Source organism: Mesorhizobium sp. ISC25 (genome assembly GCF_042295465.1).
Lineage (GTDB): Bacteria > Pseudomonadota > Alphaproteobacteria > Rhizobiales > Rhizobiaceae > Mesorhizobium.
In genome coordinates, this window is record NZ_CP135441.1 from 1102227 (window position 1) to 1126603 (window position 24377).

Genomic DNA, 24377 nt, shown 5'->3' on the forward strand with positions numbered 1-24377 from the left:
GGCCGATGGCAATCGAGATCGCCGCGGAGACGCCGCTGCAGGACGATGTGCGTGGGCTGGTCGAGGAGCTCAACGCCACATTGCTGGAGCTGACGCCGCCGGAGCATTGCTACCATTTGACGGTCGAGCAGATGGCGGACGGCGACACGACCGTCTTCATCGCCCGCGATAACGGTCTTGCCATCGGTTGCGGCGCACTGAAGCGCCGCGATACTGTCGTCGGCGAGGTCAAGCGCATGTATACGCGACCTTCGCATCGCGGCCGCAAGATCGGCGCGAAGATTGTCGAGCGAATCGAGGCGCTGGCGCGCCAAGAAGGGCTTAAGCGTCTGGTGCTGGAGACGGGGGACCGTCATCCCGCCGCCTGGACCGTCTACGAACGCGCCGGTTTTTCTCGCTGCCGTCCGGTGCTGAATTATCCCGATTCCGAGTGGTCGGTGTTTTACGAAAAGAGCCTTGCCTGATGAGCGACCTGACCCAGCTGACGATTTCGCAGGCCCGCGCCAAATTGCGCTCCAGGGAGATCACTGCCACCGAAATCACCGAGGCTTATCTATCGGCGATCGAGCGAGCCAATCCGGCGCTCAACGCCTATGTCGTGGTCACCGACGACAGGGCGCGCGACATGGCCAAGGCCTCCGACGCGAAACTGGCCAAGGGCGAGGGCGGGTCGCTCGAGGGTATCCCGCTCGGCATCAAGGATCTGTTCGGCACCGAAGGCGTCCACACCCAGGCCTGCAGCCATGTGCTAGACGGCTTCAAGCCGCGCTACGAATCGACGGTCACCGCCAATCTGTGGGCGGATGGCGCCGTCATGCTCGGCAAGCTCAACATGGACGAGTTCGCCATGGGCTCGTCCAACGAGACCTCGTATTACGGGCCCGTCATCAACCCGTGGCGGCGTTCGCGCCTCGACACGGTGGTGATGCCGACAACGCATCAGGGCGAGGGCGGCTTCGTTTCGGCCGGCGGCACCAGGACCGCGCGCACGTTGGACAATGCCCAATTGGTGCCGGGCGGTTCATCCGGTGGCTCGGCATCAGCCGTCTCGGCCTTCCTGTGCGCCGGCGCCACCGCCACCGATACCGGCGGCTCGATCCGCCAGCCCGCTGCCCTCACCGGCACGGTCGGCATCAAGCCGACCTATGGCCGCTGCTCGCGCTGGGGCATCGTCGCCTTCGCCTCGTCGCTCGACCAGGCCGGGCCGATCGCGCGCGACGTCCGCGACGCCGCGATCCTGCTGAAGTCGATGGCTTCGGTCGACCCGAAGGACACGACCTCCGTCGACCTGCCGGTGCCGGATTACGAGGCGGCGATCGGCCGCCCGATCAGGGGCATGAAGGTCGGCATCCCCAAGGAATACCGTGTCGACGGCATGCCCGCGGAGATCGAGGCGCTGTGGCAGAAAGGCATTGCCTGGCTGAGGGATGCCGGCGCCGAGATCGTCGATATCTCGCTGCCGCACACGAAATACGCGCTGCCGGCCTATTACATTGTGGCGCCCGCCGAAGCTTCGTCCAACCTCGCCCGTTACGACGGCGTCCGCTATGGCTTGCGCGTGCCCGGCAAGGACATTGTCGACATGTATGAAAAGACCCGCGCCGCCGGCTTCGGGCGCGAGGTCAAGCGCCGCATCATGATCGGCACCTATGTGCTTTCCGCCGGCTACTACGATGCCTACTATCTACAGGCGCAGAAGGTTCGAACCTTGATCATGCGCGACTTCGAAAATGTGTTTGCCGCAGGCGTCGACGTCATTCTAACGCCGGCAACGCCGTCCGCCGCCTTTGGCATCGCCGACGAGGACATGGCAGCCGACCCGGTCAAAATGTACCTCAACGACATCTTTACGGTGACGGTGAACATGGCCGGCCTGCCCGGCATAGCGGTTCCGGCTGGGCTCGACGCCAAGGGGCTGCCGCTCGGCCTGCAGCTAATCGGCCGGCCCTTCGACGAGGAAACGCTGTTCCAGACCGCCCACGTCATCGAACAGGCGGCCGGCACATTTCAGCCGGAAAAATGGTGGTAGGATCGTTTCTCATCTGAGGGGGTGAGGGATGTTCTTCTATGTCTCCAAGATTCTCTGGTTCTTCGTCCAGCCGTTGAATCTCACGATCTTCCTGTTGCTGGCGGGGCTGGTCGCGGCGATGTTCGGCCGGCGACGGTTGGCGACCGCCGGCAGCGCTCTTGCCTTCCTCATTCTGGCGGTTTCGACATGGAGCCCGCTCGGCCCCATGATGCTCAATCGGCTGGAGGAACGCTTCCCCAGGCCGCCGCTACCGGAAAAGGTTGACGGTATCGTGGTGCTTGGCGGCAGTCTGGATGGCGCCGTCAATCTGGTGCGTGGTGGCTATGAAATGAACTCCGGCGGCGACCGGATGGTCGAGGCGGCCGTGCTGGCGCGGCGGTTTCCGACAGCGAAAGTCGTTATCTCCGGTGGCAGCATCGAAACGTTCCGCGGCGGCGAAGGCGATGCAGATACCGCGCCGCGTCTTTTCGCCGCTTTCGGCGTGGCGGCCGATCGGCTGATCCTCGAGAACAAATCCCGCAACACCTACGAGAATGCTGTCTTTACCAAGGAACTGGTGACGCCGAAACCGGGCGAGACCTGGTTGCTGGTGACCTCGGCCTTCCACATGCCACGCGCCAAGGCGCTGTTCGACAAAGCCGGCTTTTCGACCGTTCCGTGGCCAGTCGACTATCGCACCTCCGGTAGGGAAGGCATCACCACGTTCCCCTATCCCGGCGACTGGCTGGAGGTCAGCACTGTTGCGATCCGCGAATGGATAGGGCTCATCGCCTATTGGCTGTCGGGCCGCATCGATCGGCCTTTTCCCGGGCCGGGCGGCTGACCGAGCACCGCCTGCCGCGCCGCCGAGAAAAATTGGCGGCGCACCAGCACCGCCAGCAGCAGCAGCGTCGATAGCACGAAAACGGCGGGATCGACGAACCAGCCAAGATAGCCAATCGAGAAGAACACGCCGCGCAGGCCCGAATTGAAATGCTTCCCGGCCAGCATGTTCATGCGCGCCGCACGCCAGACTGCCGTTTCGGTGACTGGATTGCGCGACGCCTCGCCATGCGGAATCGGCACGGCGCCTATCAGGATCGAGCAATAATTGAATAGCCGGTAAGCCCAGCCGAACTTGAAGAAGGAAAAGGCCAGGATCAGCACCAACCCGAACACCTTCGTCTGGAACGCCGCGCGCGAGGACGTAGCGCCAAACGGCAGGTCGCTCAGCACGGTCAGAACCTGATCGGAGGCGCCGAGCAGGGCAAAACAGCCGCCGATCGCAATCAGCGAACTCGAGGCAAAGAAGGCGGTTCCCTGCTGCAGGCCGCTCATGATGGCGGTGTCGACGATGCGGATCTCGCGCTCGGCCATGGTCCGCATCCAGGCCTCGCGCTGCGCGTTCATCGCCCTCGTCAGCGACACGCGGCTGACCAGCATTCCGTCTGCGGCGAGCGTATGCAGCACCCACGCGGCAAGGAAGAACCCCAGCGCCGCAAGGTCGGCCATCGATAGATGAAAGGAATCGCTCATGCGTTGCTTTTACCACAGGCGGAGGGGACGCTTCGATGGTCGAAGCTGGAATGTCGCTGCCGGAGCAAACAAGGTCGGCAGGCGCAGCGCCGCGATCTTCAAAACAGCGGAAAACTTCATGGGAATTCCTATATGTAGACCTCAACAGGGTCCCAGGAGAAAACGCCCACGTGTTCCTTTCGGTTTTCGACCTGTTCAAGATCGGCATCGGCCCATCGAGTTCGCACACGATGGGGCCGATGACGGCTGCGCAGCGGTTTCTCGACGAGATTGCGGGAGACGACTGGCCGCGCCCGGCCGGCGCCAAGGTCGACCGCATCGCGGCCAGCCTGCATGGCTCGCTCGCCTATACCGGCATCGGCCATGGCTCCGATCGTGCCGTGGTGCTCGGCCTCGCCGGCCAGACGCCGCAGACGGTGGATCCCGACCAGGCGGACGGCATCGTCGCTCGCATCGCCGCCGAGAAGCGGATTTCGCCGCCCGGCCATCCGTCTTATCGTTTCGACCCGGCAACGGATCTTGTGCTGGATCGCAAGACGCCGATGCCGGGTCACGCCAATGGCATGGCCTTCGCTGCCTATGATGCCGGCGACCGGTTGCTGCTGAGGCGCGTCTACTATTCGATCGGCGGCGGCTTCGTAGTGTCCGAGGAAGAACTGCAGCGGCTGAAGGCAAGGGGCGCGGCGACAACAGAGGGCAAGAAGGTTCCGTATCCGTTCAAGAACGCCGTCGAAATGCTGTCCATGGCAGCGAGAAGCGGACTTTCCATTGCCGAGATGAAGCGCGTCAACGAGGAGACGCAGATGTCGCGCGAGGAGCTCGACGCCGGCCTCGACGGCATCTGGAGCGCCATGAAGGGGTGCATCGAGCGCGGCCTGTCGCAAGACGGCATCATGCCGGGCGGACTGAAAGTGCGCCGTCGTGCCCGGATGCTGCACGACAAGCTGCAGGAGCAATGGCAGCAGAACCGGCCCAACCCGCTGCTCGCCAATGACTGGCTGTCGATCTATGCGATGGCGGTCAACGAGGAGAACGCCGCCGGCGGCCGTGTCGTCACCGCGCCAACCAATGGGGCGGCCGGCACTCTGCCCGCGGTGCTGCGCTACTGGCTGCATTTCCATCCCGAAGCCGACCAGCCCGGCATCCGCGATTTCCTGCTGACGGCGGCGGCGGTGGGCGGCATCATCAAAACCAACGCTTCGATCTCGGGGGCGGAAGTCGGCTGCCAGGGCGAGGTCGGTTCGGCTTCGGCAATGGCTGCGGCGGGACTGTGCGCCGTCATGGGCGGCACACCCGAGCAGGTCGAGAACGCCGCCGAAATCGCGCTGGAACATCATCTCGGCATGACCTGCGATCCGGTCGGCGGCCTGGTGCAGGTGCCGTGCATCGAGCGCAACGCGCTTGGCGCCGTCAAGGCGGTGACCGCCGCTTCGCTGGCCATCAAGGGCGACGGCGTTCATTTCGTGCCGCTCGATGCCGCGATCGAGACGATGCGCCAGACCGGCCTCGACATGAACGAAAAGTACAAGGAAACCAGCCTTGGCGGATTGGCCGTCAATGTCGTGGAGTGCTGAGCGCCAATCTGGCGGCCTGGACCACCACTGTGGAGAAGTCGATCAGGCGTTGACGCGTTCGCGTGCTGGACTAAACCTTAAACGATGTCTCTCAATCTCATAAAGCTTTGCGTCGGCTGTGACAGCGTCGAGGATCTGGAAGAGTGGATTACCTTCCGTCTCGACGAGCGGCGCCGCGCCGGCGAACCGGCCGAGCACTACCACACCACCCGCATGATGCCGACACGCGGCGCCGAGATTACCGACGGCGGCTCGCTCTACTGGGTGATCAAGGGCAATGTTCAATGCCGGCAGCTGATCACCGAAATCCGGCCCTTTACCGATGACGAGGGTATCGGCCGTTGCCATCTGATCCTCGATCCCGAGGTCGTGCGCACCGACTGGCAACCGCGCCGTGCATTCCAGGGGTGGCGCTACCTGAAGCCGGCGGACGCGCCGGCCGATCTCGGCAAGGGCAAAGCCGGGCTGATCGAGATGCCGCCGAAGCTCAGGCGTGAGCTTGCCGATCTCGGCCTGCTCTGACGCCGAGAACCGCGACGCCAAGACCACCAGGCGAAGCGCTTGTCCGCAGTTGCCATCATCACCGGTCCTCCAGGTCCCTCATCTGGGCTTGCAAGCCGGGGAACAACGCCACATCTTGAATGTCATGAGCGACAAGAAGCAGCCAGTGCCTGCAAAGGCAAATCCTGCGCCGGTCGAGTCTCAATCGAGCACCGGCGAGATCGACGCGTTTCTCCGTCAGGCAAGAACGCTCGCTGCATCCGCCACCGGTTCAGGCAGGCTGATCCTGTCCCTCGACGCGACGATGAGCCGCCAGCCGACCTGGGATCTCGCCTGTGCGCTGCAGGCCGAGATGTTCGACGCCGTCGGCAAGACCGGGGCGCTCAAGGTTCAACTTGTCTATTTTCGCGGCCTTGGCGAGTGCCGCTCCTCCGCATTCGTCCCCGATACCGAAGCTCTGAAGCAGCTGATGACGCGGATCGAATGCCGCAGCGGCCATACCCAAATCGGCAAGGTGCTCGCCCATGCGCTGAAACAGACGGCGGCGGCCAAGGTCAACGCGCTGGTCTATATCGGCGACGCGATGGAAGAAAACATAGATGATCTGGCCGAAAAGGCCGGCAGCCTCGGTCTGCACGGCGTTCCTGTCTTCGTCTTTCAGGAGGGCCATGATGCCGCCGCGGAAAAGGCGTTCAAGGAAATTGCGCGGCTGTCGAAAGGGGCCTGGTTCCGGTTCGATCGGCGGGCTGCCGCAACCTTGGCCGGCCTGCTTTCGTCCGTCGCCGTGTTTGCGACCGGCGGGCTGAAAGCACTGGAGGCCCGGGGCAGGCCGGAGGACCGGCTGATGATCGAGCATCTGAGGGGCGGCGGAAACTGATGGGCGCAATTATCGCTTTTGTAGCATTGCTTCTGGTGTTTCTCGGCACGGTCACTGTCTTCCTGCGCGCCGATCCGGCCAAGCTTGCAGGCGGCATGAGGACGCTTGGACCTGTGCTGCTCGGGCTGATCGGCGTCGCCGTGCTGCTGGTCGGGCGCGAGGGTATCGGCGGCTTGATCCTGTCGGCTGCGCTCGCCTGGTACGGCTCCATGCGCATGAATCGGCCGGCAGCAAAACTGGCACCAGGCAAGCGTTCGACAGTTCGTACAGCGGCGCTTGAGATGGAACTCGATCACGATACCGGCGGCCTCGAAGGCCTCGTGCTGGCTGGGCGCCATGAAGGCAAGATGCTTGGCTCGATGGGGCTTGCCGAATTGCAGCAACTCTATCGCGAACTCTCCGGCGATCCGGAGAGCCGCCAATTGCTAGAGACGTATCTTGACGGCAGATTTCCCATCTGGCGCAAAGACGCTGATGCGAATGGTGGCGAAGGGCTGGGTGTTGCGCCAGGTTCTGGCGCCATGACTAAGGAGGAGGCCTACAAGATCCTTGGTCTTGAAGCGGGGGCTGCCGCGGCGGATGTCCGCAAGGCGCACCGCCGCCTGATGCAGCGCCTGCACCCCGATATCGGTGGCACGTCTTTCCTGGCGGCGCGGATCAATGAAGCCAAGGACGTCTTGCTCTCCAATCACAACTAGTCTCCTTCGACGCAGAACTTTCGGGAAAGATATCGTTTCGCGCGCTGCTTACTGCTGGACGGCGTAGCACTCGATCTTCTTCTTTTTCAAAGCGTTGCAGGCCTTCCAGGCAGCGTTCTTCGAACCGAAACCACCGAACCGGGCGCGGTAGTAGGTGACACCGTCCTTGTCGAAGGCGACGGTGAAACCGGAGGCATCGGCCAGAACGGAGGGCGCCTGCTTCGTCGCCTTGTCGAGGAAAGCCTTCGCTTCGGCCTGTTTTGGCGAAGAGGCGACCTGTATTGTCCAGCCGGATGGCACTGACGCCGTGCTGACCGGATCGACCTCTGCCGCCGGTTCGGCATAGGCTGCGGCGACCCGGGCTGTCGCCACGTCGTCCACCGTCGACACAGCCGTCGTCTTGACCCTCTTGGCCTGAACGACCGGAGTGGTTTCTTCAACGACGGGCGCATTTTCCTCGACAAGGGAGGCAACGGCATCGTCGTCCGGCTTACTGTCCGGTGTCGGCGCGTCATGCTTCGGTAGAAGTACCTTGGCCAGGGCTGAAATCGGATTGCCGCCACCAGCCTTGGCAATCAGCACGCCGCCGCCGCTCGACGACGCCTTCGGCATGTAGGCATTGATCAACCCGGCCATCTGGCTGTCGCGGCTGCCGCCGGACCTGCCGCCCATGACCACCGCTACGATGCGCCGATCGCCATCCGAGACCGAGGAGACCAGATTGTAACCGGAGGCGCGGGTGTAACCGGTCTTGATGCCGTCGACGCCCTTGATACGTCCGAGCAGACGGTTGTGGCCGTTGATACGCTGCCGCCCATAAAGAAAGGAGCGCTGCGAGAAATAGCCGTAATATTGCGGAAAATGCTCTCTCAGGGCGATGCCGAGCATCGCCATGTCGCGCGCGGTCGTGAACTGGCCGGGATCAGGCAAGCCGTTGGCGTTGCGGAAAACGGTTCCCCTCATGCCCAGCGCCCGCGCCTTGGCGGTCATCATGCGGGCGAAATTGGCTTCATTGCCGCCGAGCATCTCGCCAAGCGCCGTTGCGGAATCGTTTGCCGATTTGGTCACCATCGACAGGATCGCGGTCTCGACCGTGACCGAGCCGCCCCGCTTGACGCCGAGCTTCGTCGGCGGTTCGGCAGCGGCATTGGCCGAGAACACGACCGGGGAATTCTTGCTGATCCTGCCCTTCGCCAATGCCTCGAACGTCAGATAGAGCGTCATCATCTTGGTAAGCGACGCCGGATAGCGCCGGCCATCGGCGTCCGACGAATAAAGCACCTTGCCGGTCTTGGCATCGATGACGATGGCCGCCGACTTGGCCGCCATGGATGAAGCCGCGTCCGCGACGACGAAGCTCATCGCCATAACGAGGATCATGATCGTTTTGAGGGGGGACGCGGATTTGGAAACGAAGCCCGACAACGCCTTACGCACTGATAGTTCCTTTGAATTTCCGTTGCCTTGGAGGCGGCAAAGGGTCCTGCCTCACCTTCGGCCACGCTAACGCGGGCAGCGTTACCAATCCGTTTATGGTAACCGCCGCGTTCACCATTTTCTGCGGGATTGAGCTTCTCTTTATTCGAATCTTAGCGATTGCCGGCAGCTCACGATGCGCATTGCCGCGGGAATCTTGACTTTTTGTGCACTGCACAATATATTTACACGCATTGCACAACGCGACCCGGACAAGGCGCGTCTATCGTCCAAGGCAACCGTTCAAGGGAATGTGTGAAATGACCCAGACCTATGAAGATTTCAGCAAATACGGCAAGGAATTTGCCGACACCGGATTGAAGAGCTTCGCCTCGCTGTCCAAGGGTGCGCAGGCTATCGCCGCCGAGGCGGGCGAGTACACCAAGAAAAGCTTCGAAGCCGGTAGCGCCGTTGTCGAGAAGCTCTTTTCCGCCAAGTCGCTGGACAAGGCGATCGAGATCCAGTCCGACTATGCCAAGCAGTCCTATGAGAGCTTCGTCACCGAGGCCACCAAGCTTGGCGATCTCTATGCCGAACTCGCCAAGGAAGCCTACAAGCCGTTCGAATCGATCGTCGCCAAGGCGAAGTAAATTCGACGAACGTTCCGAGCCGGCCCTGGGCTCGCAAGGACAGACCCGGTCGCAAACGCGCGGCCGGGTTTTTTCATGCCAGCTCGAAATCGGGGCCTGCGGTCTTCACGATTTGAAAAATCGGTCAAGTTTGGCCACCTAGCCATATTGTCAGCTAAACAGAAGGGCTTAAAATCGTCCATCGAACACCTACATGTCGAGCATGCATGAGGATTCGAAAGAGGCAGGACTACGTGACTACAGGTTTGACTGCCACGAGCTACGTGGTGCGAATGCAGAACGGCAGCAACGGCAATGAGGCCGGTCGCGGCACGGCCGTCATCACGCGCACAAAAACCAAGACCAAGAAGCCCAGTCTGTATCGGGTCCTCATTCTTAACGACGACTACACACCCATGGAATTCGTGGTCCACGTGCTGGAGCGCTTTTTCCAGAAGGACCGCGAAGCCGCCACACGCATAATGCTTCATGTTCACAATCATGGGGTGGGCGAGTGCGGGGTCTATACATTCGAGGTGGCCGAGACCAAAGTGTCCCAGGTCATGGATTTCGCCCGACAGAATCAGCATCCGCTGCAATGCGTGATGGAGAAGAAGTGAGGTAACATGCCGGCTTTCTCCCAAGGCCTGGAAAAGGCGCTTCACCAAGCGCTGACGCTCGCCAATGAGCGGCACCATGAATATGCAACCCTTGAACATTTGCTGCTCGCCCTGATCGACGACACCGAGGCGGCCGCCGTCATGCGTGCCTGCAACGTCGATCTCGACGAGTTGAAGCATACGGTCCTCACCTATATCGACACCGAGCTCGACAATCTCGTCACCGGCTACGATGAAGATTCCAAGCCGACTGCCGGTTTCCAGCGCGTCATCCAGCGCGCGGTGATCCATGTGCAGTCGTCAGGCCGCGAGGAGGTGTCCGGCGCCAACGTGCTCGTCGCCATCTTCGCTGAGCGCGAGAGCCACGCCGCTTACTTCCTGCAGGAACAGCAGATGACCCGCTACGACGCGGTCAACTACATCTCGCATGGCATCGCCAAGCGCCCCGGCGCTTCCGAGACGCGGACGCCGCGCGGCGCCGACGACGAGCAAGGCAGCCAGAGCGGGGCCGAGCCGCAAGAGGAAGGCGGCAAGAAGAAGCAGCAGCAGGACGCGCTGACTGCCTATTGCGTCAACCTGAACAACAAGGCCAAGGCCGGCAAGATCGATCCGCTGATCGGTCGCGAGAGCGAGATCAACCGGACCATCCAGGTGCTGTGCCGCCGCTCCAAGAACAACCCGCTCTATGTCGGTGATCCCGGCGTCGGCAAGACGGCGATCGCCGAGGGCCTCGCCAAGCGCATCGTCGAGGGCGACGTTCCCGAAGTGCTGCACAATGCCACCATCTTCGCGCTCGACATGGGCACGCTGCTGGCCGGCACCCGCTATCGCGGCGATTTCGAGGAGCGGCTGAAGCAGGTCGTCAAGGAGCTCGAAGACTATCCCGGCGCCGTGCTGTTCATCGATGAAATCCACACCGTGATCGGGGCAGGGGCCACCTCCGGCGGCGCCATGGATGCGTCGAACCTGTTGAAGCCGGCGCTGTCGTCCGGCGCCATCCGCTGTATCGGCTCGACCACCTACAAGGAGTTCCGCCAGTTCTTCGAGAAGGACCGCGCGCTGGTGCGGCGCTTCCAGAAGATCGACGTCAACGAGCCGACCGTCGAGGACGCCATCGAGATCATGAAGGGCCTGAAACCCTATTTCGAGGAGTTCCACAAGGTCCGCTACACGAGCGAGGCGATCAAGGCTTCGGTCGAACTCTCGGCGCGTTACATCAACGACCGCAAGCTGCCGGACAAGGCGATCGACGTGATCGACGAGACCGGCGCCTCGCAGATGCTGGTGCCGGAAGCCAAGCGCAAGAAGACCATCGGCATCAAGGAGATCGAAGCGACGATCGCCACCATGGCGCGCATCCCGCCGAAGACGGTTTCCGCCGACGACGAGAAGGTGCTGCAAGGCCTCGACATCGAGTTGAAGCGCGTCGTTTACGGCCAGGACACCGCGATCACAGCGCTGACCTCGGCCATCAAGCTGGCGCGGGCCGGCCTGCGCGAACCGGAAAAGCCGATCGGCTCGTACCTGTTCTCGGGCCCGACTGGCGTCGGCAAGACGGAAGTGGCCAAGCAGCTCGCCGCCTCGCTCGGCGTGGAACTGATCCGCTTCGACATGTCGGAATATATGGAACGCCATACCGTTTCGCGGCTGATCGGCGCGCCTCCCGGCTATGTCGGCTTCGACCAGGGCGGCCTTCTGACCGACGGCGTCGACCAGCATCCGCATTGCGTGCTGTTGCTGGACGAAGTCGAGAAGGCGCATCCGGACCTGTTCAACATCCTGTTGCAGGTCATGGATCACGGCAAGCTGACCGACCACAACGGCAAGCAGATAGACTTCCGCAACGTCATCCTGATCATGACCACCAATGCGGGTGCATCCGATGCGCAGCGCGCGGCGATCGGTTTCGGTTCGACGAAGCGCGAAGGCGACGATGTCGAGGCGATCAACCGGCTGTTCACGCCGGAGTTCCGCAACCGCCTCGATGCGATTATTCCGTTCGGCTCGCTGCCGGTGCCGGTCATCCATCAGGTGGTGCAGAAGTTCGTCATGCAGCTGGAAGCGCAGCTTTCCGAGCGTGGCGTGACCTTCGACTTGTCGCAGGATGCAATCGCATGGCTGGCCGACAAGGGCTATGACGAGCGCATGGGCGCCCGGCCGCTTGGCCGTGTCATCCAGGAGCACATCAAGAAGCCGCTGGCCGATGAGGTGCTGTTCGGCAAGCTCAAGAAGGGCGGCACGGTGCGTGTCACCGTCGAGAAGAAGGAAACCGGCGAGACTGGCCTGAAGCTCGAATCGCTCGCCGACGAGGCGCCGGTGAAGCCAAAGAAGGAAGACCCGGACGACGTGCCGAAAGCCAAGAAGGCGGTGGCGAAAAAGCCCGCCGCCAAAAAGGTGGTGGCGCAGAAGCCGGAGCCCAAAGGTAAGGACGGCGGCAAGCGCAGCCTTGTGCCGCAACTGCCGCGCAAGAGCTGACGAACCAGCCAGCAAAAAAGCCCCGGAAACGGGGCTTTTTTTATGACACCTTCCGTTAAGCACCCGGCGCCCGCCGGAGCGGTTTGCGCCGGTTCAGCTTGCCAGCGCTATCCGTATCTTGCCGGCATTCTCGGCCAGGACTTCAGGCTTTTCCATCTGTCCGCTGTGCGGCTTCAAGGGAATGCCGTCGAAGCGCGGAATGACATGGACGTGAAGGTGAAAGACGGTCTGCCCCGAAGCTGGTTCGTTGAACTGCAAGACCGTGACGCCATCGGCATCGAAGGCCTTTTTTACGGCCCGCGCAACTTTCTGGACGTGAACGAAGAGCGGGCCAAGCACCACCGGATCCGCGTCGAGCAGGTTGCGCGACGGCGCTTTCGGCACCACCAGCGTGTGACCTTGTCCTTGCGGCATCACATCCATGAAGACGATGACCGCGTCATCCTCGTAGACGCGATGCGAAGGGATTTCTCCGCGCAGGATTTTGGCGAAGATGTTGCTGCTGTCGTAGGTTGCTTCGGCCATGGCGCGCGCTCCGGTTCTTGGCTCGCTGTCTCGTGTAGCGAAGCTGCTCCGGACGGGCAAGACGATCGATCGACATCGGCCATGCCGGCCCGCGCGGCTGAGCGATTGGGTCTCGCTACCCTACTCCGCCAGGTCCTTGCGGAACGGGGTGTGCTCTTCCAGATATTCGCTCATCCGCTCGACTTCGCGCCGCTCGCGTTGGAGGTAGTCGGCCACTGCATTGCGCAGACCTGGATGGGCGATGTAGTGCGCCGAATGCATCGTCACGGGCCGGTAGCCGCGCGCCAGCTTGTGCTCGCCCTGCGCACCGGCTTCAACCACCTTCAGCTTGCGCGAGATGGCGAAATCGATCGCCTGATGGTAGCAGACCTCGAAATGCAGGAATGGGTGGTCCTCGATGCAGCCCCAATTGCGGCCGTAGAGCGCGTCGGAACCGATGAAGTTGATGGCACCGGCAATGTAGCGCCCGTTGCGTTTGGCCATAATCAGCAGGATGTCGTCGGCCATGCGCTCGCCGATCAGCGAGAAGAAATCGCGGTTGAGGTAGGGCCGGCCCCATTTCCTGCTGCCGGTATCCATGTAGAACGCGAAAAAGTCGTCCCAGGCCTTTTCGGTCAGATCCTTGCCGGTCAGCCAGTCGATCGAGATGCCGCCGGCGAGCGCCTCGCGCCGCTCTTTCTTCATCGCCTTGCGCTTGCGCGAGGCTAACGTCGCGAGAAAATCGTCGTAGCTCGAAAAGCCTTCGTTGAAGAAGTGAAACTGCTGGTCGGTGCGATGCAGGAAGCCGGCCGCCGCCAATATCTGGACGTCGTCCTCCGGCGCGAAAGTAACATGCGCGGAAGACACGCCGAGTTTATCCGTCACCGCCTTCAGGCCGGCCGCAAGACCGGCCTTGACGGTGGGGCTGTCCTCGCCCTTGCCGACCAGCAGGCGAGGGCCGGTGACGGGCGTGAACGGCACCGCGCATTGCAGCTTCGGATAGTAGCGCCCGCCGGCGCGTTCGAATGCGTCCGACCAGCCATGGTCGAAGACATATTCGCCCTGGCTGTGCGACTTCAGATAGCAGGGGACCGCCCCGAGCAGCTTGCCTCGCGCGGTTTCCAGCCTGAGGTGATGGCCTTGCCAGCCGGTGCGCCGAACAGCGCAGCCGGAATCTTCCAGCGCGCTCAAAAAAGCGAATGAAACAAGCGGGTTGTAGCCGTTTTCTGCATCGCCGCGCGTAGTGCCGCCGAGGCTGTCCCATTCAGCGCTGGTGAAGGCGCCGATGCCCGCGGCGATGCGGATTGACAGCTCCGCATTCGCCGTTTGTCTTTCGCAATCGTCCCCTTGATCCATGAGGCTTACTTAAGCTCGCTGCGGACCCATACAAGCCCGCTCAGGCAAGCCGTACAAGATCGGGCTCGAATCCTTCGAACGTCATCTGGTCGGCATATTTGAAGGTCAGATCGACGGCAGGCTGGTCATGCACGGTCCAGGTGATCACCGGCATGCCGAGTCTCTCTCGCACGAAGGAGACGAACCGGTTCGGCAGGTCGCCGGCGGCGTAGGAGGTGAAGGCGATGTCATGCGCCAGCATCGCGAAATGCGCCTCGATCAGGTGGTTGTCGTTGCCGTAGGCGGTCAACCCGCCGGGTATGCCGGGTGCATATTTCGCGAACTCGCGGATCAGCCAATGGTCGAACGACATGATCGCGGTCTTGCCCTTGTATTGCTTGAGCATCTTGCCGACGCTTTCGACCAGGCCTTCGTCGTGCCCGGCAGCTCCTTTCAGTTCGACAACCATCGGCACACGGCCGTCGACCAGATCAAGCGCCTGCTGCAGCGTCGGCAAATGGTCGGCGGTGCCGCCGACCTTCAGCGCCGTGATCTCGGCAGCCGTACGCTGCCAAACGAAGCCGTCCTTGCCGGTCAGCCGCCGCAGATCGCCATCGTGGATGATGACGGGGACGCCGTCGGATGACAGGTGCACATCGCATTCGATCGCGTAGCCGCGCTCGGCTGCCGCGGCGAAAGCGGAAAGCGTGTTCTCCCAGCGCGTCTTGTTCATGTCGTGGAGGCCGCGATGGGCGACGGGCCGGGCAGTCAGCCAGGAAAGATCGGTCATGGTCGCAGTCCCGGTCATTCGACTTCGAAGATCGCTTCGATTTCCACTGCGGCATTAAGCGGCAGGGAGGCGGTGCCGACGGCGGAGCGAGCGTGCTTGCCGCAATCGCCGAGCACGGCGACGAGAAAATCCGAGGCGCCGTTGGCAACCAGATGCTGTTCGACAAAATCCGGTGCCGAGGCGACGAAGACGGTGATCTTCACCAAGCGACGGATTTTCTCGAGATCGCCAAGTGCCGCCTGGGCCTGCGCCAATATGTTGATCGCACAGTATTTTGCGGCTTCCTTGCCGGTCGCGGTGTCGACATCGCGGCCAAGCAGTCCGCTCGCCTGGAGCTTGCCCTCCTTGAGCGGCAACTGCCCGGCGGTGAACAGCAGATTGCCGGTCCTGCAATATGGCACGTAATTGGCGGCGGGCGCGGCGGCGGCCGGCAGCGTCACGCCGAGTTCGCTTAGCCGCTTTTCGATTGTTTCGCTCATGCTATTTCCCTATTGCTTGAAGGCGCCGCGCAGGCCGGGCCGAAATTGCTATTTTTGCCTCGCTTCCGCCACGACTTTTTTTAAGCTGGACCATGTTTCCATGCGGCCTGCCATTAGCCGCGATGATCGGAGCACCCCATGCGCGCAACGCGCCTCGCATTCAACGCCGTCCTCCTGACAGCGGCTTCCTGGGCGGCTCCCGCTTTTGCGGTGCCTGCGCTGCAGGCGCATCGTGCTGTTTACGACATTTCACTCGACAAGGCCTCCGATCGCTCCGGCATTACTGGCATCACCGGCCGCATGGTCTACGAGTTCAACGGCTCGCCTTGCGAGGGCTATACGGTAAAGTTCCGTTTGGTGACCCAGATCGTAACCAACGACAACACTAGGCTGACCGACCAGCAGATGACCACCTTCGAGGATGCCGAGGGCAAGACCTTCTCCTTCGTGAACAAATCCTTTGTCGACCAGAACCTCGACAAGGAGGTCAAGGGTACCGCAACGAAGGAGGCCAATGGTCTCAAGGTCGATATCGACAAGCCCGAAAAGAGCAGCCTGGAACTCGCGCCGACCCAGTTCCCGACCCAGCAAATGGTCGAAATGATCGGCAAGGCGGAAAAGGGCGAGCGGTTCTACGAAACCAACCTGTTCGACGGCTCTGAGGACGCCAACAAGGTGGTGACCACCACCGTCGTCGTCGGCAAGCAAGCCGATGCCGACAACACCGATCCGGAAGCGCCGGCGCTGGCCAAGCTCGCCACCGACAAATACTGGCCGGTCGACATCGCCTATTTCGACGATGCCGACAAGGGCGGCGAGGAGGTGCCGGAATACCGGATCAGCTTCAAGCTGCACGAGAACGGCATCACGCGCGATCTCGTCATGGACTATGGCGAGTTCTCGATGACCGGCAAACTGGTCAATCTGTCGCTGTTCGATCAGCCAAAGACCTGCCCGTCGAAATAGGCTCGAACCAACGACAAGCCGCCGGCGCTATCCGGGATAGTAGCGCTTGATCTTGCGGGGCATGTCGCATCGACTTGAGCATGCCGCAATTGCCTATCAACGTCTTACGACGGTAAGCGCCGTGGGGGGAGCAGGTTGAGCAGGATCGACGTTTTTGTGGCGCCGCGGCCCAATGCGACGCTGATCAAGGCCATGACATTCGTCAACCGGATTGTCATGCTGCACGGCATTCCGGGGCTTCGCGACCTGTTGCCATTCAACCGTCTGGCCGTTTTGCGCGGCGTCGCCAATGTCCGCCACATCGATTTTCCGGAGGATGACCGGCAAAGGCTGAAGGCTTGTTGCGGTGCGGGCAAGGCGACGTTCATCACACCCAACCATCCCGAATTCTTTACCGACTGGATGATCGACAAGGAGGTCGTGTCGCGGGTAAGCCCGCTGGCGGCATCCTGGGCCACGCATGGCGTCGTCAATGGGCTTGGCCGGCTGATGCAGAAATTCTGGCTGGCCAACAATCTGATCGCGCAAATCCCGGGCAATAGCGCGGCGGCCAAGGAACATTCGGTGGCCTGGGCGCTGAAAGGGCACGGCGTGCTCCTGCATCCCGAAGGCGGTGTCGGCTGGCATGCCAACATCGTTGCCCCGCTGCTGCCAGGCGCGGTCGAGATGGGGTTCGAGGCGCTGAAGCGCGGTCGCCTGACGGATCCGGATTTCAAGGTTTGGATCGCGCCCGTGATCTGGAAGCTCGCTTTCACGGGGAATGTCGAGGCAGCGCTGGCAAAGGAATGCGCCTATGTCGAGCACAGCCTGAAGATCGAACGCCGTGCCGCCGATACGCTGCCGGAGCGCGTCCATCATATCTACGCGACGCTACTATCGCGCGACGAGGCTGCAAATGGCCTGCGGCCCGATGAGCGGGCTTCATATGACACACGTCAGAAGGATCTGCTGACCGAACTCCTCCGTCGCCTTGCTGAACTTGTTTCGCTCGAAGCCGGCACGCTCGACAATGCCGAGCTTTTGCGCCGGTCGCGGCGCTGGCTGCGGGAAAACACGGACGGCACCGGAAGCCAAAAGCAGGTCCGAACGCTGGCAGATACGATCCAGCGCCTGCAGCGTGTCGGGCCGTGGGCTTCGGCCAATCCGCGCATCACGCAGGAGGAGATCGCCGAACATTTGAAGCGGATCCGCAACGATTATTGCAAGGGTACGCTGCGCGATACGATCAACCGTTTCGTGCCGCAGCCGGCAGGCCCACGCCGCGCCCATATCCGGGTACCGGAGCCGCTAGGCTTGCACGCCTATCAAGGCACCGTCGAGGAGGCACTCGCCGAACTGCACGACCGCATGCAGGCGACCATCACCAACACCATGGCGCAACTCGAGGCCGGCGGCGGCTTCATTTTCTATGCCAATCCCTTCTATCATCGTTAGCGGCGTGTTGGTCGGCGCAAGATGAAGGAGTGCGGCAAGCCTCATGGCGGTCTATGTCGATGCGGCGATCTGGAAATGGGTCGGCCACCGCTGGTGTCATCTGCTGGCAGACGACACCGACGAGTTGCATCGCTTTGCCGGGCAGCTCGGCATCAAGCGCTCGTCCTACCAAGGGCCGCCCAAGACATCGGCGCCGCACTATGACATAACCGGGTTCGAGCGCGATCGCGCGGTGCGGCTCGGCGCCATCGAATGCAGCCGCGAGGAGATCGTCGCTGTTTTCCGGCGTGTGCGGATGCCGAAGGGGAAGATGCGGCGATGACACCGGTGCGCTGATCGCCGCACGCTGAACCGCAACACGCCACAACGCTTGCGTTTGTCGCGCTTCCCCTCTATATGCGCGCTCATTCCACACACGGACTTTGGTGTCTGCCCGGGAGAAATCCGGCTGAAACCTCCGGTGGCGTTCGAGGACAAAGTCCAAAAATGCCTGTGTCCGTGGAGGCTAACCGGAAAGGAAATAAGAATGGCTCTGCCTGATTTCAGCATGCGCCAGCTATTGGAAGCTGGCATTCACTTCGGCCACCAGACCCACCGCTGGAACCCGAAAATGGCGCCCTATATCTACGGCGCCCGCAACAACATCCACATCATCGACCTCTCGCAGACGGTGCCCTTGCTGCACCAGGCACTGAAGCAGGTTTCCGACACTGTTGCCAAGGGCGGCCGCGTGCTGTTCGTCGGCACCAAGCGCCAGGCCTCCGACATCGTCGCCGATGCCGCGCAGCGTTCGGCCCAGTACTATGTCAACTCGCGCTGGCTCGGCGGCATGCTGACCAACTGGAAGACGATCTCGAATTCCATCCAGCGCCTGCGCAAGCTCGACGAAATGCTCGCCGGCGAGGCTCAGGGCCTGACCAAGAAGGAGCGCCTCAACCTCGATCGCGAGCGTGAGAAGCTCGACAAGGCGCTGGGCGGCATCAAGGATATGGGTTCGACGCCCGATTTGATGTTCGTGATCGACACCAACAAGGAAGCGATCGCCATTCTCGAGGCCAAGCGTCTCGGCATCCCGGTCGTTGCTATCATCGATTCCAACTGCGACCCGGACAAGATCGACTTTCCGATCCCCGGCAACGACGACGCGGCCCGCGCCATCCAGCTGTATTGCGATCTGATCGCCAAGGCAGCTATCGACGGCATCGCCCGCCAGCAAGGCGCGCTCGGCGTCGACATCGGCGCATCGGTCGAGGCTCCGGTCGAGCCGGCGCTCGATCAGACCCCGGCCGCCGAGAGCCCGGCAGCCCAGACCCCGGAAGCATAGTAGCGAAGGCCGGCTGCGGCCTTCATCCTTCCAATATGTTGGCGCGGTAAGCGCTACCGGCACCAGGCGCATCATCGAAAATCGATGGTGCGTCGGTGCATTTAGACAAAGAGGCGACAATGAGCATTTCGGCTGCACAGGTCAAAGAACTCCGCGACTTGACCGGCGCGGGCATGATGGACTGCAAGGCGGCGTTGAACGAGACCAACGGCAATATGGAAGAAGCCATCGACTGGCTGCGCAAGAAGGGCATTTCCAAGGCCGACAAGAAGGCCGGCCGTACCGCTGCCGAAGGCCTGATCGGCGTCGATTCCGGCGTCCGCGAGGCAGCGATCGTCGAGGTCAATTCCGAGACGGACTTCGTTGCCCGCAATGCTGCGTTCCAGGAGATCGTCGCCAATGTCGCGAAGGTCGCGCTTGCCTATGGCGGCAAGACCGAGGCCGTTGCCGCCGCTCCCTATCCGGGCTCGGGCAAGTCGGTCGCCGAGACCATCAAGGACGCTGTCGGCACCATCGGCGAGAATCTGGGCTTCCGCCGCTCGGCCAAGCTCACCGTCGAGCACGGCACTGTCGCAACCTACGTTCACAATGCGGTCGCCGACGGCCTTGGCAAGCTCGGCGTGCTGGTGGCCATCGAGACGACAGGCAACGCGCATGTCGCCAACGCCTTCGCCCGCCAGGTTGCCATGCATGTCGCTGCCACCAATCCGATGGCCTTGACCACCGAAGAGCTCGATCCGGCCGCGGTGGAGCGCGAGAAGGCGATCTTCGCCGACCAGGCGCGCCAGTCCGGCAAGCCGGAAGCGATCATCGAGAAGATGGTCGAAGGCCGTTTGCGCAAGTTCTACGAAGAGGTCGTGCTGCTCAAGCAGGCTTTCGTGCTCAATCCCGACATCACCGTCGAGAAGGCGCTGAAGGATGCCGAAAGCGAGATCGGCGCGCCAGCCAAAATCGCTGCCTATCTGCGCTTCGCGCTCGGTGAGGGCATCGAGAAGGAAGAGACCGATTTCGCGGCGGAAGTCGCGGCAGCGGTCAAGAAGTAAACTATCCGCTCGAAAGGCTTTTCCGGCCGGGTGTCCGCGAGGATGCCCGGCCGATTTCTTGCGCGGTGTCGATGAAGGCGCGGAGCTTCGGGGCCATCGCGGCGCGGCGCGGGAAATAGAGGAACAGTCCCGGTTCCTCGATCGATGCCTCGCCAAGGACTTCGACCAGCCGGCCTGCCTCGATGTCGGGCTTGACAAGCGGCTCGAACAGATAAGCGAGGCCGATGCCGGCAAGCGCCATGTCCCTTGCCGACAGCGGATCGCTGACGACCACGCTGCCGCGTGTCTCGACGCTGATATCCTTGCCATGGTCTGACAGATCCCAACGGTAGAGCGCACGTGATCGCAACAGCCGATAGCCGATGCAGTTGCAGGCGGAGAGATCAGCAATTGTTCGAGGCTTTCCGTGGCGGCCGACATAGGCCGGAGAGGCGACAATGGTCGCCCGGAACGGCTGAGTCAGCCGCACCGTCCCCATATCCTCGGCGATCATCTCGCCCAGCCGGATGCCGGCGTCGAAACCCTCGCCGACGATATCGCTCAGACGTTCGTCGGTGACGATCTCCACCGTCACGTCAGGGTAACGTTCCGCCATCGCCGTCAGGATGGGCATCAGCGCCAAAGGCAGCGCCAGACGCGGCGCGTTGATCCTGAGCAGTCCGCTTGCCCGGCCTTTGACAGAGCGGATGCGTTCAATCCGGTCGGCAATGTCTTCCAGCGCCGGCTCCGCCGCAGCGACAAGCGCGGTGCCAGCCTCGGTCAGCGAGACGCTGCGCGTGGTGCGGGCAAACAACGGCTGGCCGATTCGCTCCTCTACCAGCCGCACCGCATGGCTGACCGCTGACGGGCTCATGCCGAGCTCGGCGGCCGCCGAGGCGAAGCCGCCACGCCGCGCGACGGCAACGATTATAGGTAGGTGGCTAAGCAGATCGCGGTCCATTCATGCATGATATCGCATAGTCCATTCGGATAATGCAATCTTATCGGCGGGATAAGGAGGGCGCATCTTTGGCTGCATCACACGGCAATCGCCGAGCAGCCAAGGAGACGTCAAATGACCGACCTCGATTCCGAACGAACCCGTAATCTCGAGACCGTGCGTAAATTCTTTGATCTGATGCACCCGCAAGGACATTGAGGCATGGGGCAACCTTGGGCTGAAGACGGCCGTATCCTTGTCCTCTACCCGCCGGCAGGATTTGGAAACAGCATCGATGGCAAGGCCGCGATCCTGGCGGCCTTCCGAGGCCTCTTCGGCAATTTCGAATTTTTCGATTCGCAGCTGACAGCCATCTATCCGGCAGCGGATTCGGACTCGATCGTCGTTGAGTACAAGAACCGCGCGGTGCTGATCGGCGGCACTGAATACACCAACAGCAATATCGCGATCTTCCGTTTCGAGAGCGGTCTGATCAGCGCCTACTACGATTATTTCGATCCGCGCCGGTTCCAGGTGGTGGTCGATGCGCTGGCCAAGGCCTGACTGCGTATCCCAGGCAAGACCTCAATCCCGCTTTTCAAACTTCAGGAGAAAATCCATGACCATGTCCTACTACACGCTCGGCAACAGCGGGCTGCGTGTCACTCGCCTGGCGCTCGGCACCATGACATTCGGCACGGAATGGGGCTGGGGCGCGGAGAAGGAAACCGCGCGCGCCTTGGTTGATGCCTATGTCGAAGCCGGTGGCAATTTCTTCGATACCGCCGATCTCTATACCGGTGGCACGGCCGAAACCTGGCTCGGCGAATTCATCGCCGAGCGAGAGCTGCGCGACAAGGCGGTGATCAGTACCAAATTCACCTACAACGCCGAACCGGGCAATCCGAATGCCGGCGGCAACGGCCGTAAGAACATCCTGCGAGCGGTAGACGGTTCGCTGAAGCGGCTCGGCACCGACTACATCGACCTCTACATCCTCCATACCTGGGACAGGCTGACGCCCCCGGAGGAGGTGATGCGGACGCTGGACGATCTGATGCGCGCCGGAAAGATCCGGCATGTCGGCCTGTCCGACGTGCCGGCCTGGTACGCAAGCCGGGCGCAGGCGGTCGCCGAGCATCGCGGCTATGAACCGGTTTCGGCGCTTCAGCTCGAATACTCGCTGGCCGAGCGCAACATCGAGCACGAGTTCGTGCCGTTCGGCACGCGCTATGGCGCCGGAATCATGGTCTGGAGTCCATTGGCCAGCGGCGTGCTCAGCGGAAAATACCATTTCGATACAATCGTCAAGGATGGTGGCCGGCTGGAGACAATGCGTGGTTCGACCAATCCCGGTTTCCAGAAATTTACCGATCGCAACTGGCAAATCGTCGCCGAACTGGAGACGGTTGCCGGCCAGCTCGGCCGCAGCATGGCCCAGGTCGCGCTGAACTGGACGGCAAACAGGCCAGGCATTGCGTCCGTCATCGTCGGCGCCACCAGGCTTAACCAACTCAAGGACAATCTCGGCGCGCTTGATTTCGACATTCCCGAAGATCTTCGGGCACGGCTCGATGAGGTGAGCCGGCCGGTCACGCCCTTTCCGTATTCGTTCTTCGGCCCTGAAATACAAGGCGGCCTGACCGGTGGGCAGGCGGTTGGCGGTAAGCCGGCAAGTTATCTGCCGGACCTGCTCATGCAAGGCACTTTTGCCGGCGTGAGCTGACGGCTATCCCGGTCCACGATCTCAACTTTCCGGCTCGGGCGCTGCGTGACATCGCGGCGCCCTTCGTGTATCGGAACGCCCAGTGTTTCGGGGCGCACCGAAACGCGTCACACGCACGATGACGAGGACCAGATGACGGTGAAGCCCCTCTACCGACGTGTCTTGCTGAAAGCATCGGGCGAAGCGTTGATGGGCGAGCAGCATTTCGGCATCGACGTATCGGTGGTCGACCGCATCGCCGCCGACATCGCCGAGGCCCGCGCACTGGGCATCGAAGTCGGTGTCGTCATAGGCGGCGGCAACATCTTCCGCGGCGTCGCGGTTGCCTCGAAGGGCGGCGATCGTGTTACCGGTGACCATATGGGCATGCTCGCCACCGTCATAAACTCGCTGGCGCTACGCACCTCGCTCAACAAGATCGGCGTCGACGCCGTGGTGCTGTCGGCGATCGCTATGCCCGAGCTTTGCGAAAGTTTTTCGCAGCGTCAGGCGACCGCCTACATGAACCAGGGCAAGGTCGTTATCTTCGCCGGCGGCACCGGCAATCCGTTCTTCACCACCGATTCGGCTGCAGCCCTTCGCGCCGCCGAGATCGGCGCCGATGCTCTGTTCAAGGGCACCCAGGTCGACGGAGTCTATTCGGCTGATCCCAAGAAGGACCCGCACGCGACACGTTTCGAGCGGATCAGCCATGACGAAGTCATCAAACGCGGGCTTTCGATCATGGATACGGCGGCGATTGCACTTGCGCGCGAAAACAACATTCCGATAATCGTCTATTCGATCCACGAGAAGGGTGGTTTCGGCGATATCCTGAGGGGCGGCGGCCGTTGCACGGTTGTCGCAGACGATTGACCGAACCATGAACCCGAAAGGGACCGGTTGCGGATGAGGCTCGAACAGGGCTTACCCTAAGCAGTGAACCCGGGTTAACGGGTCGAGGAGACGATGATGAGTGGCGAATACGACGATCTCAAACGGCGCATGGACGGGGCGATCGCCGCGTTCAAGCATGATCTGGCTTCGCTGCGCACCGGCCGCGCGTCGAGCAACCTGCTCGATGCCGTCCAGGTGCAGGCCTATGGCACCACCATGCCGATCAACCAGGTGGCAACAGTGTCGGTGCCGGAACCGCGCATGATTTCGGTTTCGGTCTGGGACAAGTCGATGGTCAGCGCAGTCGACCGTGCCATCCGTGAAGCCAATCTCGGCTTCAATCCTATCGTCGACGGTACCAATCTCAGGATTCCGCTGCCCGAGCTCAACGAACAGCGCCGCAAGGAGCTGGTCAAGATCTCCCACGGTTATGCCGAGAATGCCCGCGTCGCCGCACGCCACGTTCGCAGGGATGGCATGGACTTTCTGAAAAAGGCAGAAAAGGACGGCGACATCAGTGAGGACGACCATCGCAAACGGGCCGACCAGGTTCAGAAACTGACCGACGAGACAATCAGCACCATCGACCACCTGCTTTCCGACAAGGAAGCGGAAATCATGCAGGTCTAGGGTCTGGCCACGGCTGG

Annotated in this window: 26 protein-coding genes; 19 read left to right on the plus strand and 7 right to left on the minus strand. The window is 62.1% G+C overall.

The window, feature by feature from the left end:
* Nucleotides 1-5: 5 nt before the first annotated feature.
* The 3 genes from RQ479_RS05415 to RQ479_RS05425 are packed head-to-tail and all read left to right on the plus strand — an operon-like array spanning nucleotide 6 to nucleotide 2852.
* Nucleotides 6-464, plus strand: coding sequence for a GNAT family N-acetyltransferase (locus RQ479_RS05415; protein ID WP_376704357.1), 459 nt, complete (start codon nucleotides 6-8; stop codon nucleotides 462-464).
* The gene (locus RQ479_RS05420; protein ID WP_376704358.1) at nucleotides 464-2029 is read left to right on the plus strand and encodes an amidase; all 1566 of its coding nucleotides are present in this window, start codon (nucleotides 464-466) and stop codon (nucleotides 2027-2029) included. Before RQ479_RS05415 ends, RQ479_RS05420 begins: the two co-directional genes overlap by 1 nt.
* 28 nt (nucleotides 2030-2057) lie before the next feature.
* On the plus strand, nucleotides 2058-2852 hold the full coding sequence (locus RQ479_RS05425) for a YdcF family protein (RefSeq protein ID WP_376704359.1): 795 nt from the start codon (nucleotides 2058-2060) through the stop codon (nucleotides 2850-2852).
* Here RQ479_RS05425 and RQ479_RS05430 read toward each other — a convergent pair.
* Nucleotides 2801-3544, minus strand: a complete 744-nt coding sequence (locus RQ479_RS05430; RefSeq protein WP_352801719.1) for a DUF599 domain-containing protein — start codon at nucleotides 3542-3544, stop codon at nucleotides 2801-2803. The genes RQ479_RS05425 and RQ479_RS05430 overlap by 52 nt on opposite strands.
* A gap of 170 nt (nucleotides 3545-3714) precedes the next feature.
* On the opposite strand from RQ479_RS05430, the gene RQ479_RS05435 reads away from it, so the two are divergent.
* From RQ479_RS05435 to RQ479_RS05450, 4 genes are all read left to right on the plus strand, one after another.
* On the plus strand, nucleotides 3715-5118 hold the full coding sequence (locus RQ479_RS05435) for an L-serine ammonia-lyase (RefSeq protein WP_376704360.1): 1404 nt from the start codon (nucleotides 3715-3717) through the stop codon (nucleotides 5116-5118).
* Nucleotides 5119-5202: 84 nt separating this feature from the next.
* Nucleotides 5203-5640, plus strand: a complete 438-nt coding sequence (locus tag RQ479_RS05440) for a DUF1489 family protein (protein WP_376704361.1) — start codon at nucleotides 5203-5205, stop codon at nucleotides 5638-5640.
* A gap of 124 nt (nucleotides 5641-5764) precedes the next feature.
* Nucleotides 5765-6496: a VWA domain-containing protein gene (locus RQ479_RS05445; protein ID WP_352720207.1), complete on the plus strand. Its 732-nt coding sequence runs from the start codon at nucleotides 5765-5767 to the stop codon at nucleotides 6494-6496.
* A complete protein-coding gene (locus RQ479_RS05450) occupies nucleotides 6496-7194 on the plus strand; it encodes a DnaJ domain-containing protein (RefSeq protein ID WP_352720209.1) in 699 nt (232 codons plus the stop codon). Before RQ479_RS05445 ends, RQ479_RS05450 begins: the two co-directional genes overlap by 1 nt.
* Nucleotides 7195-7242: 48 nt before the next feature.
* On the opposite strand, the gene RQ479_RS05455 is transcribed toward RQ479_RS05450, so the two are convergent.
* On the minus strand, nucleotides 7243-8631 hold the full coding sequence (locus tag RQ479_RS05455; RefSeq protein WP_376704362.1) for a D-alanyl-D-alanine carboxypeptidase: 1389 nt from the start codon (nucleotides 8629-8631) through the stop codon (nucleotides 7243-7245).
* Nucleotides 8632-8930: 299 nt separating this feature from the next.
* Here RQ479_RS05455 and RQ479_RS05460 point away from each other — a divergent pair, with 299 nt between their 5' ends.
* From RQ479_RS05460 to clpA, 3 genes are all read left to right on the plus strand, one after another.
* Complete coding sequence (locus RQ479_RS05460) at nucleotides 8931-9260, plus strand: phasin family protein (RefSeq protein WP_352466467.1); 330 nt, start codon at nucleotides 8931-8933, stop codon at nucleotides 9258-9260.
* Between the two features lie 272 nt (nucleotides 9261-9532).
* The gene (clpS, locus tag RQ479_RS05465; RefSeq protein ID WP_023717744.1) at nucleotides 9533-9859 is read left to right on the plus strand and encodes an ATP-dependent Clp protease adapter ClpS; all 327 of its coding nucleotides are present in this window, start codon (nucleotides 9533-9535) and stop codon (nucleotides 9857-9859) included.
* A gap of 6 nt (nucleotides 9860-9865) precedes the next feature.
* Nucleotides 9866-12334, plus strand: coding sequence for an ATP-dependent Clp protease ATP-binding subunit ClpA (gene clpA / locus RQ479_RS05470; protein ID WP_376704363.1), 2469 nt, complete (start codon nucleotides 9866-9868; stop codon nucleotides 12332-12334).
* Between the two features lie 93 nt (nucleotides 12335-12427).
* On the opposite strand, the gene RQ479_RS05475 is transcribed toward clpA, so the two are convergent.
* The 4 genes from RQ479_RS05475 to RQ479_RS05490 form a co-directional block, all read right to left on the minus strand.
* Nucleotides 12428-12859: an HIT family protein gene (locus tag RQ479_RS05475; RefSeq protein ID WP_376704364.1), complete on the minus strand. Its 432-nt coding sequence runs from the start codon at nucleotides 12857-12859 to the stop codon at nucleotides 12428-12430.
* Between the two features lie 120 nt (nucleotides 12860-12979).
* Nucleotides 12980-14194, minus strand: coding sequence for a GNAT family N-acetyltransferase (locus RQ479_RS05480; protein WP_376704365.1), 1215 nt, complete (start codon nucleotides 14192-14194; stop codon nucleotides 12980-12982).
* A 40-nt stretch (nucleotides 14195-14234) separates the two neighbouring features.
* Nucleotides 14235-14963, minus strand: coding sequence for a glycerophosphodiester phosphodiesterase (locus RQ479_RS05485; RefSeq protein WP_292653501.1), 729 nt, complete (start codon nucleotides 14961-14963; stop codon nucleotides 14235-14237).
* A gap of 14 nt (nucleotides 14964-14977) precedes the next feature.
* The gene (locus RQ479_RS05490; protein WP_352516873.1) at nucleotides 14978-15442 is read right to left on the minus strand and encodes a RidA family protein; all 465 of its coding nucleotides are present in this window, start codon (nucleotides 15440-15442) and stop codon (nucleotides 14978-14980) included.
* A 138-nt stretch (nucleotides 15443-15580) separates the two neighbouring features.
* Here RQ479_RS05490 and RQ479_RS05495 point away from each other — a divergent pair, with 138 nt between their 5' ends.
* From RQ479_RS05495 to tsf, 5 genes are all read left to right on the plus strand, one after another.
* Nucleotides 15581-16408, plus strand: a complete 828-nt coding sequence (locus RQ479_RS05495) for a cell envelope integrity EipB family protein (RefSeq protein ID WP_292653503.1) — start codon at nucleotides 15581-15583, stop codon at nucleotides 16406-16408.
* A gap of 135 nt (nucleotides 16409-16543) precedes the next feature.
* The gene (locus RQ479_RS05500; RefSeq protein ID WP_376704366.1) at nucleotides 16544-17842 is read left to right on the plus strand and encodes a hypothetical protein; all 1299 of its coding nucleotides are present in this window, start codon (nucleotides 16544-16546) and stop codon (nucleotides 17840-17842) included.
* A 43-nt stretch (nucleotides 17843-17885) separates the two neighbouring features.
* On the plus strand, nucleotides 17886-18164 hold the full coding sequence (locus RQ479_RS05505; RefSeq protein WP_376704367.1) for a DUF4031 domain-containing protein: 279 nt from the start codon (nucleotides 17886-17888) through the stop codon (nucleotides 18162-18164).
* 204 nt (nucleotides 18165-18368) lie between these two features.
* Entirely contained in the window at nucleotides 18369-19166 is a 798-nt protein-coding gene (gene rpsB / locus RQ479_RS05510; protein ID WP_031211288.1) for a 30S ribosomal protein S2, read from the plus strand.
* A 119-nt stretch (nucleotides 19167-19285) separates the two neighbouring features.
* On the plus strand, nucleotides 19286-20209 hold the full coding sequence (gene tsf, locus RQ479_RS05515) for a translation elongation factor Ts (RefSeq protein ID WP_376704368.1): 924 nt from the start codon (nucleotides 19286-19288) through the stop codon (nucleotides 20207-20209).
* Nucleotide 20210: 1 nt separating this feature from the next.
* Here the strand turns inward: tsf and RQ479_RS05520 are convergent, their stop codons facing one another.
* Nucleotides 20211-21149, minus strand: coding sequence for a LysR family transcriptional regulator (locus tag RQ479_RS05520; RefSeq protein ID WP_376704369.1), 939 nt, complete (start codon nucleotides 21147-21149; stop codon nucleotides 20211-20213).
* 201 nt (nucleotides 21150-21350) lie between these two features.
* Here RQ479_RS05520 and RQ479_RS05525 point away from each other — a divergent pair, with 201 nt between their 5' ends.
* The 4 genes from RQ479_RS05525 (at nucleotide 21351) to frr (ending at nucleotide 24360) form a co-directional block, all read left to right on the plus strand.
* Nucleotides 21351-21692, plus strand: a complete 342-nt coding sequence (locus RQ479_RS05525; protein ID WP_376704370.1) for a nuclear transport factor 2 family protein — start codon at nucleotides 21351-21353, stop codon at nucleotides 21690-21692.
* A gap of 55 nt (nucleotides 21693-21747) precedes the next feature.
* Nucleotides 21748-22854, plus strand: coding sequence for an aldo/keto reductase (locus tag RQ479_RS05530; RefSeq protein WP_376704371.1), 1107 nt, complete (start codon nucleotides 21748-21750; stop codon nucleotides 22852-22854).
* 132 nt (nucleotides 22855-22986) lie between these two features.
* Nucleotides 22987-23709, plus strand: coding sequence for a UMP kinase (pyrH, locus tag RQ479_RS05535; RefSeq protein WP_023674934.1), 723 nt, complete (start codon nucleotides 22987-22989; stop codon nucleotides 23707-23709).
* 96 nt (nucleotides 23710-23805) lie between these two features.
* Nucleotides 23806-24360, plus strand: a complete 555-nt coding sequence (frr, locus tag RQ479_RS05540) for a ribosome recycling factor (RefSeq protein ID WP_084640965.1) — start codon at nucleotides 23806-23808, stop codon at nucleotides 24358-24360.
* Nucleotides 24361-24377: the final 17 nt, after the last annotated feature.